The 6091-nt window shown below is 52.7% G+C and carries 5 protein-coding genes; all 5 read left to right on the forward strand.

The annotated features are described in order from the left end of the window. Positions 1-76 precede the first annotated feature (76 nt). The gene (locus tag A9165_RS16090; RefSeq protein WP_065956641.1) at positions 77-940 is read left to right on the forward strand and encodes an ABC transporter substrate-binding protein; all 864 of its coding nucleotides are present in this window, start codon (positions 77-79) and stop codon (positions 938-940) included. Positions 941-1026: 86 nt separating this feature from the next. Beyond that, positions 1027-2064: a succinylglutamate desuccinylase gene (astE, locus tag A9165_RS16095; RefSeq protein WP_065956642.1), complete on the forward strand. Its 1038-nt coding sequence runs from the start codon at positions 1027-1029 to the stop codon at positions 2062-2064. Between the two features lie 211 nt (positions 2065-2275). After that, positions 2276-3460 (forward strand): thiamine pyrophosphate-dependent dehydrogenase E1 component subunit alpha, encoded by a 1185-nt coding sequence (locus A9165_RS16100; protein ID WP_008983369.1) that lies wholly within the window; start codon positions 2276-2278, stop codon positions 3458-3460. After that, positions 3460-4437 (forward strand): alpha-ketoacid dehydrogenase subunit beta, encoded by a 978-nt coding sequence (locus A9165_RS16105; RefSeq protein WP_065956643.1) that lies wholly within the window; start codon positions 3460-3462, stop codon positions 4435-4437. The genes A9165_RS16100 and A9165_RS16105 overlap by 1 nt, the downstream gene beginning before the upstream one ends. Before the next feature lie 10 nt (positions 4438-4447). Next, entirely contained in the window at positions 4448-6025 is a 1578-nt protein-coding gene (locus A9165_RS16110; RefSeq protein WP_065956644.1) for a dihydrolipoyllysine-residue acetyltransferase, read from the forward strand. Positions 6026-6091 lie beyond the last annotated feature (66 nt).

A 6091-nucleotide genomic window follows, 5' to 3' on the forward strand; every position in this document is an offset into this window, starting at 1 on the left:
GAGTGATCCCGCCTCCTACTCGATAGCTGGGGTTGCGATATGCTGCTTACACGGTTATTTGGCGGATCAGCTTAGAATGCGGTGTGTCGTAATCAGTATACTGCTGTTGTTATTAAGCTCAGGATTGAGCGGTGCGATGCCGGGCCGGATTCAATGGGCGATCAATGATGCACCGCCTTTTCACATCCTCAGCGGCCCTTATCAGAATAAAGGCATTTGTGATGCGCTAATCAGTGCGGTGCATAGAGCTTTACCCGAGGTTGCTTCGTCAGTGTGGGTTATGCCGCAGCCGCGGATTTCACAGGCACTGACTGATCAAACCGATCTGTGTTTTCCATGTATGATTTATCGCGGCAGTCATAACGAGCGGGCCTATTTCAGCCAACCCACCCATATCTATGAGCCATATCAGATACTGAGTCGGTTGCCGCTGGCTGCGGAGATCGCCAGCCGCTATGGCAGCCCGGTGGCGTTCGAATTATTGTTATCGGCAACGCAGTACCGTTTGGGTTATCCGGCAGGTCGGCGTTATGCCGAGTTACAACCCTTGCTGGATAAGTATCCGCCGTTTTTAGCGAGGCCTGGCGTTGGTGGCGCGGTAACTATTTTACAAATGATTCAGGCAGAGCGTCTGGATTACACCATCGATTATCCTATTGTTGCCAACTATTTTAATCACACCGGTCAGGGGAATATCAGCAGCTTGCCGATCAAGGAGCAACAACAAGACCACATTCCGGGCGCGATCGGTTGTGCCCGCAGTGATTGGGGCCGGCAAGTTGTTGCTTTAATTAATAGTGTGATGCCGCAGGTGCGCCAGGATCCGGTGTTTCTGGAGGTATTAAACTTATGGTCTGGTGCTGACGGTGAGTCATATCAACGTTTTAATCAACAACATTTAGCCCGCCCGGAATACCAGCAAGCGACAACACCGGAATAAATGGCTGGCTGCGGGCAACTTGGCCTAAGCGGCATTACAAGGTAACATCTGCTGCTCTTTGCGTTAAATCAGTAACAGGAAGTAACATGCCGGCACAACAACTTAAACAAAATGGTGATTTTTTAGCGCTTACTTTGGCTAACCCCGATGGTTTATCGCCGGCGCACTTTAGCCTCGACAATGGTACTCAGGTAGAAATCTGGGATACCGGGGTCATTTACTTTGAACCTGCCCAGTGTGGCCAGCAGGATATCGTACTTAGCTGCGGCGTGCATGGTAATGAAACGGCACCGATTGAAATCTGCGCCGCGCTGGTGCGGGATCTGTTGCTTGGTAAGCTACAGCTGAGCGAGCGGTTACTGGTATTATTTGGTAATCCGGCGGCGATTAATAAGGGCACGCGGGAGATTGAAGAGAACTTAAACCGCTTATTCTCTGGCCATCATAGCAAGGGCGCAGGCCTGATTAATGCCGAGCGGCGCCGGGCGCAGGCATTAGAAAATTATGTCAGCCGTTTTTATCAGCAGGCAGGCGCAGGCAGGGAGCGCGCGCTCTATGATCTACATACCGCTATTCGCGGCTCGCGCTTTGAAAAATTTGCGGTTTGTCCATTCCTGCACGGTAAACCCTGGAAAAAAGCCCAGTTTCAGTTACTGGCGGCCTGTGAAGTCACTACGGTATTGCTAATGCAAACCCCGGCCAGTACCTTTAGTTATTATGCCTCTAATAGCCATGGTGCCGATGCCTTTACCGTTGAGCTGGGTAAGGTGCGTCCCTTTGGTGAAAACGATATGCGGCGCTTTGCCAAAGCCGAGCAGACGTTACGGGCGCTGGTTAGCGGGGCCTTGCCGCCGTTTAGCGAGTTCAGGCAAGCCGACTTTCAGCTGTACGAGGTGTATCGCAGTATTAATAAGCAAACCCAGGATTTCAAACTGCATTTTGCCGATGATGTGGAAAACTTTACCAGTTATCCGCTGGGATCCTTGCTGGCAACGGATGGCGATTTGGAATACCGGGTCGAACGTGAAGGTGAGGCCATTATCTTCCCCAATGCCAAGGTGGCGATCGGGCAACGGGCGATGCTGATGGTGGTACCCAAAGATGTCAGCGGCCAGCTGATTTAGTGGCGAAAAGCAGACACTGAGTAAATATAACCTGACAGCTTGGTTGCTGCTCAGGTTTTTTTATGCCCGCCGGCGGTTGCAATGCAGTTTACGTAAAGGTAAAGTTCGGCGCAAAAATTTAAGTTAAAACCGGAATGTCTGCGGGGTGATACCTGCGCCACGACGTGTCGGACGCGACTATAATCTATAAAAAACAACCAAGAGACTCCTTATGACTAATCCAAATAACGCTACCATTACCACGGTGCACCGCGCGGAGTTCACTGCCAGTGATGCGTTAAAAATACCTACCTTAAGGATCCTGCAAGACGATGGCAGTCTGTATGACGGGGCAACAGCGCCAGAGTTAGATAAAGACACCGCATTAAAGATGTACGACACCATGGTGTTTATCCGGGTGTTGGATGAGCGGATGCTGGCCGCACAGCGCCAGGGCCGGATCAGCTTCTATATGCAGTGTTTAGGGGAAGAAGCGACCACGGTCGGCAGTGCCGCCGCACTGAGCGATCAGGATATGATTATGGCGCAATACCGGGAGCAGGGCGCCTTGCGCTATCGCGGTTTTACGCTGGAACAATTTATGAACCAGTTGTTCTCGAATGAGAAAGATCTGGGTAAAGGCCGGCAAATGCCGGTGCATTATGGCTCAAACGCCATTAACTATATGACCATTTCGTCACCGCTGGGCACGCAAATTCCGCAGGCCTCGGGTTATGCCTATGCCCAGAAGCTGCGCGGCCTGGATGCGCTGACGCTGTGCTACTTCGGTGAAGGCGCCGCCTCTGAAGGTGACTTCCATGCCGGTTTAAATATGGCCGCGGTGCATAAGGCGCCGGTGCTGTTTTTCTGCCGCAATAACGGCTATGCCATTTCGACGCCGGCCAATGAGCAGTTTGTCGGTGACGGCATTGCCTGCCGCGCTGTCGGTTATGGTATGAAAGCCATTCGCGTGGACGGTGCCGATATTCTGGCGGTGTATCAGGCCACTAAAATGGCCCGTGACTATGCGCTGAAGCACAACGAGCCGGTATTACTGGAGTCGATGGCTTACCGCTTAGGGGCACACTCCTCATCAGATGACCCCAGCGGTTACCGCTCCAAAGAAGAAGAAGCGCTGTGGCGTAAAAACGATCCGATCGCCCGCTTTAAAGCCTGGTTGCTAAAGCAAGGCTGGCTGGATGAAGCTGCCGATAATGCCAAAACTGAGCAGCTGCGCGCCGATATCCTGGACGCATTAAAGGTGGCAGAGAAAGTCGCCAAGCCTGGTATTGAACACCTGATCTCTGATGTCTACGCTGAGCCTATCCCGGCTTTGCAACAACAACTGGATGAATTAAAAGCACATATCCGCAAATATCCGGATGCTTATCCTATTACTGCCGGGAGACTCGACTAATGGCAAAAATGAATATGTTACAGGCCATTAATAATGCGCTGGATCTGGCGATGGCCAAAGACGATGGTGTGGTCTGCTTTGGTGAAGACGTCGGTCATTTCGGCGGCGTGTTTCGTGCCACCAGCAAGCTGCAGGAAAAATATGGCAAGGCACGCTGTTTTAATACGCCATTAACTGAACAAGGTATCGCTGGTTTTGCTAATGGTATGGCGGCGCAGGGGATGAAGCCGGTGGCTGAGATCCAGTTCGCTGATTATATCTTCCCGGCCTTTGACCAGATCGTCAACGAGACGGCCAAGTTCCGCTACCGCTCGGGTAATGAATTTAATGTCGGTGGCTTAGTATTCCGTACCCCTTATGGTGGCGGTATTGCCGGTGGTCATTACCACAGCCAGAGCCCGGAAGCCTATTTTGCCCATACGCCGGGCCTGAAAATCGTGGTACCGCGTGACCCTTATCAGGCCAAAGGTTTGCTGCTGGCGTCGATCGCCTGTTCGGATCCGGTGATTTTCTTTGAACCGAAGAAACTGTACCGTGCCTCTGTTGGCGAAGTACCGGAAGAGTATTACGAGCTGCCCATCGGTAAGGCCGAAGTGCTGCAACAGGGTAAGGACGTGACCGTGCTGGCCTGGGGCGCGCAGATGGAAATCGTGCAAAAGGCGGTAGAAATGGCGGCCGAGCAGGGCGTATCGTGTGAAGTGATTGACCTGCGCAGTATTCTGCCATGGGATGCTGATACCGTTGCGGAATCAGTAAAGAAAACCGGTCGTCTGGTGATTAACCATGAAGCGCCGTTAACCGGTGGCTTCGCCGGTGAAATTGCCGCCACGATTCAGAAAATGTGTTTCCTGCATCTGGAAAGCCCGATCGAGCGGGTTTGTGGTTTAGATACACCGTACCCGTTGGCACTGGAAAAAGAATATGTGGCCGATCATCTGAAAACTTTCGAAGCCATTATGCGCTCGGTTAATTTCTAAGGAGTTTTCGATGAAACAGGATTTTATTCTGCCGGATATCGGTGAAGGTATCGTCGAGTGCGAAATCGTCGAGTGGCTGGTCAAAGAAGGCGATGTGATTAAAGAAGATCAGCCGGTTTGTGATGTGATGACTGACAAAGCGCTGGTGCAAATTCCGGCGGTGTATGATGGCGTGGTCAGCAAGCTGTATTACGCCAAAGGCGATATTGCTAAGGTGCATGCGCCATTATTTGAGATGGAAGTGGCTGGTGGCGCTGCAGCCCCGCAAGCTACTACCAGCAACACTACAGCTGTCGCTGCAGTCAGTGCGAATAGCGAAATTACTGAAGACTTTATCCTGCCGGATATCGGTGAAGGTATTGTGGAGTGTGAAATCGTTGACTGGCTGGTCGCGGAAGGCGATACCATCGCAGAAGATCAGCCGGTCTGTGATGTGATGACCGACAAAGCGTTGGTGCAAATCCCGGCCAAATATGCCGGTGTGGTCAGTAAGCTGTACTATGCCAAGGGCGATATTGCCAAGGTGCATGCACCGCTGTTTGCGATTCGCCGCCAGGGAGATGTAACGGCGACAGTTGCGGCAGCCCAGGTAGCCGCGCCAGCAGTTAGCTCAGTAAACAGCGCTACCGTCACTACTGCCGCAAGACCTGCTGCCGGTGATAGTGCAGCGGCGAAAGGCAGTAAAGCCTTAGCCAGCCCGGCCGTACGCCGCCTGGCGCGTGAGCTGGGTGTCGATTTACAACGGGTGCCAGGCTCGGGCGATAAAGGCCGGGTTTATAAAGAGGATGTGCGCGCCTTTGCCCAAGGCACCCCTGTTGCCGCTGTTAGTACGCCGGCCGCTAAACCGGTCGCCGCAGCGAACACAGCTGTCGTTAGCAGTGCGGAAAACCGGGTTGAACCTATTCGTGGCATTAAAGCGGCGATGGCACGGCAGATGGCCGAATCTGTATCGACCATTCCGCACTTTACGTACTGCGAAGAAATCGATTTAACCGATCTGATTGCGCTGCGGCTACAACTTAAAGATCAGTATGCCAAACAGGGCGTGAAGCTGACGATGATGCCGTTCTTTATGAAGGCGTTGTCGCTGGCGATTAACGAGTTCCCGGTGATGAACAGTCAGCCGAATGCCGACTGTACTGAACTGACCTATTTTAGCGCCCATAATATCGGCGTCGCGGTGGACTCGAAAATTGGCTTGTTGGTACCTAATGTCAAAGGCTGTGAGCTAAAGTCCATTCTGGAAATTGCTGCCGAGTTGACCCGTTTAACCGATGCCGCGCGCGAAGGGCGGGTCAGTCCGGCCGATCTGAAAGGCGGCACCATTACCATCAGTAATATCGGTGCTATCGGCGGTACTGTGGCGACCCCCATTATCAATAAGCCGGAGGTGGCGATTGTGGCGCTGGGTAAGGTACAAGCCCTACCACGCTTTGCTGCCAACGGCCAGGTCGTGGCACGGCAGCTGATGCAGGTGAGCTGGTCTGGTGATCACCGTATTATTGATGGTGGCACCATTGCCCGCTTTACCAATCTGTGGAAGCAATATCTGGAGCAGCCAAGCAGTATGTTATTGTCGCTGCGTTAACAGACCGGATCAGGGCTGCAGAACAGGCCCCGCATTGCGGGGCCTCAGACTGCTGACAAAGTCCTG

The sequence above is a fragment of the Alishewanella sp. HH-ZS genome, from assembly GCF_001704375.1.
Lineage (GTDB): Bacteria > Pseudomonadota > Gammaproteobacteria > Enterobacterales > Alteromonadaceae > Alishewanella > Alishewanella aestuarii.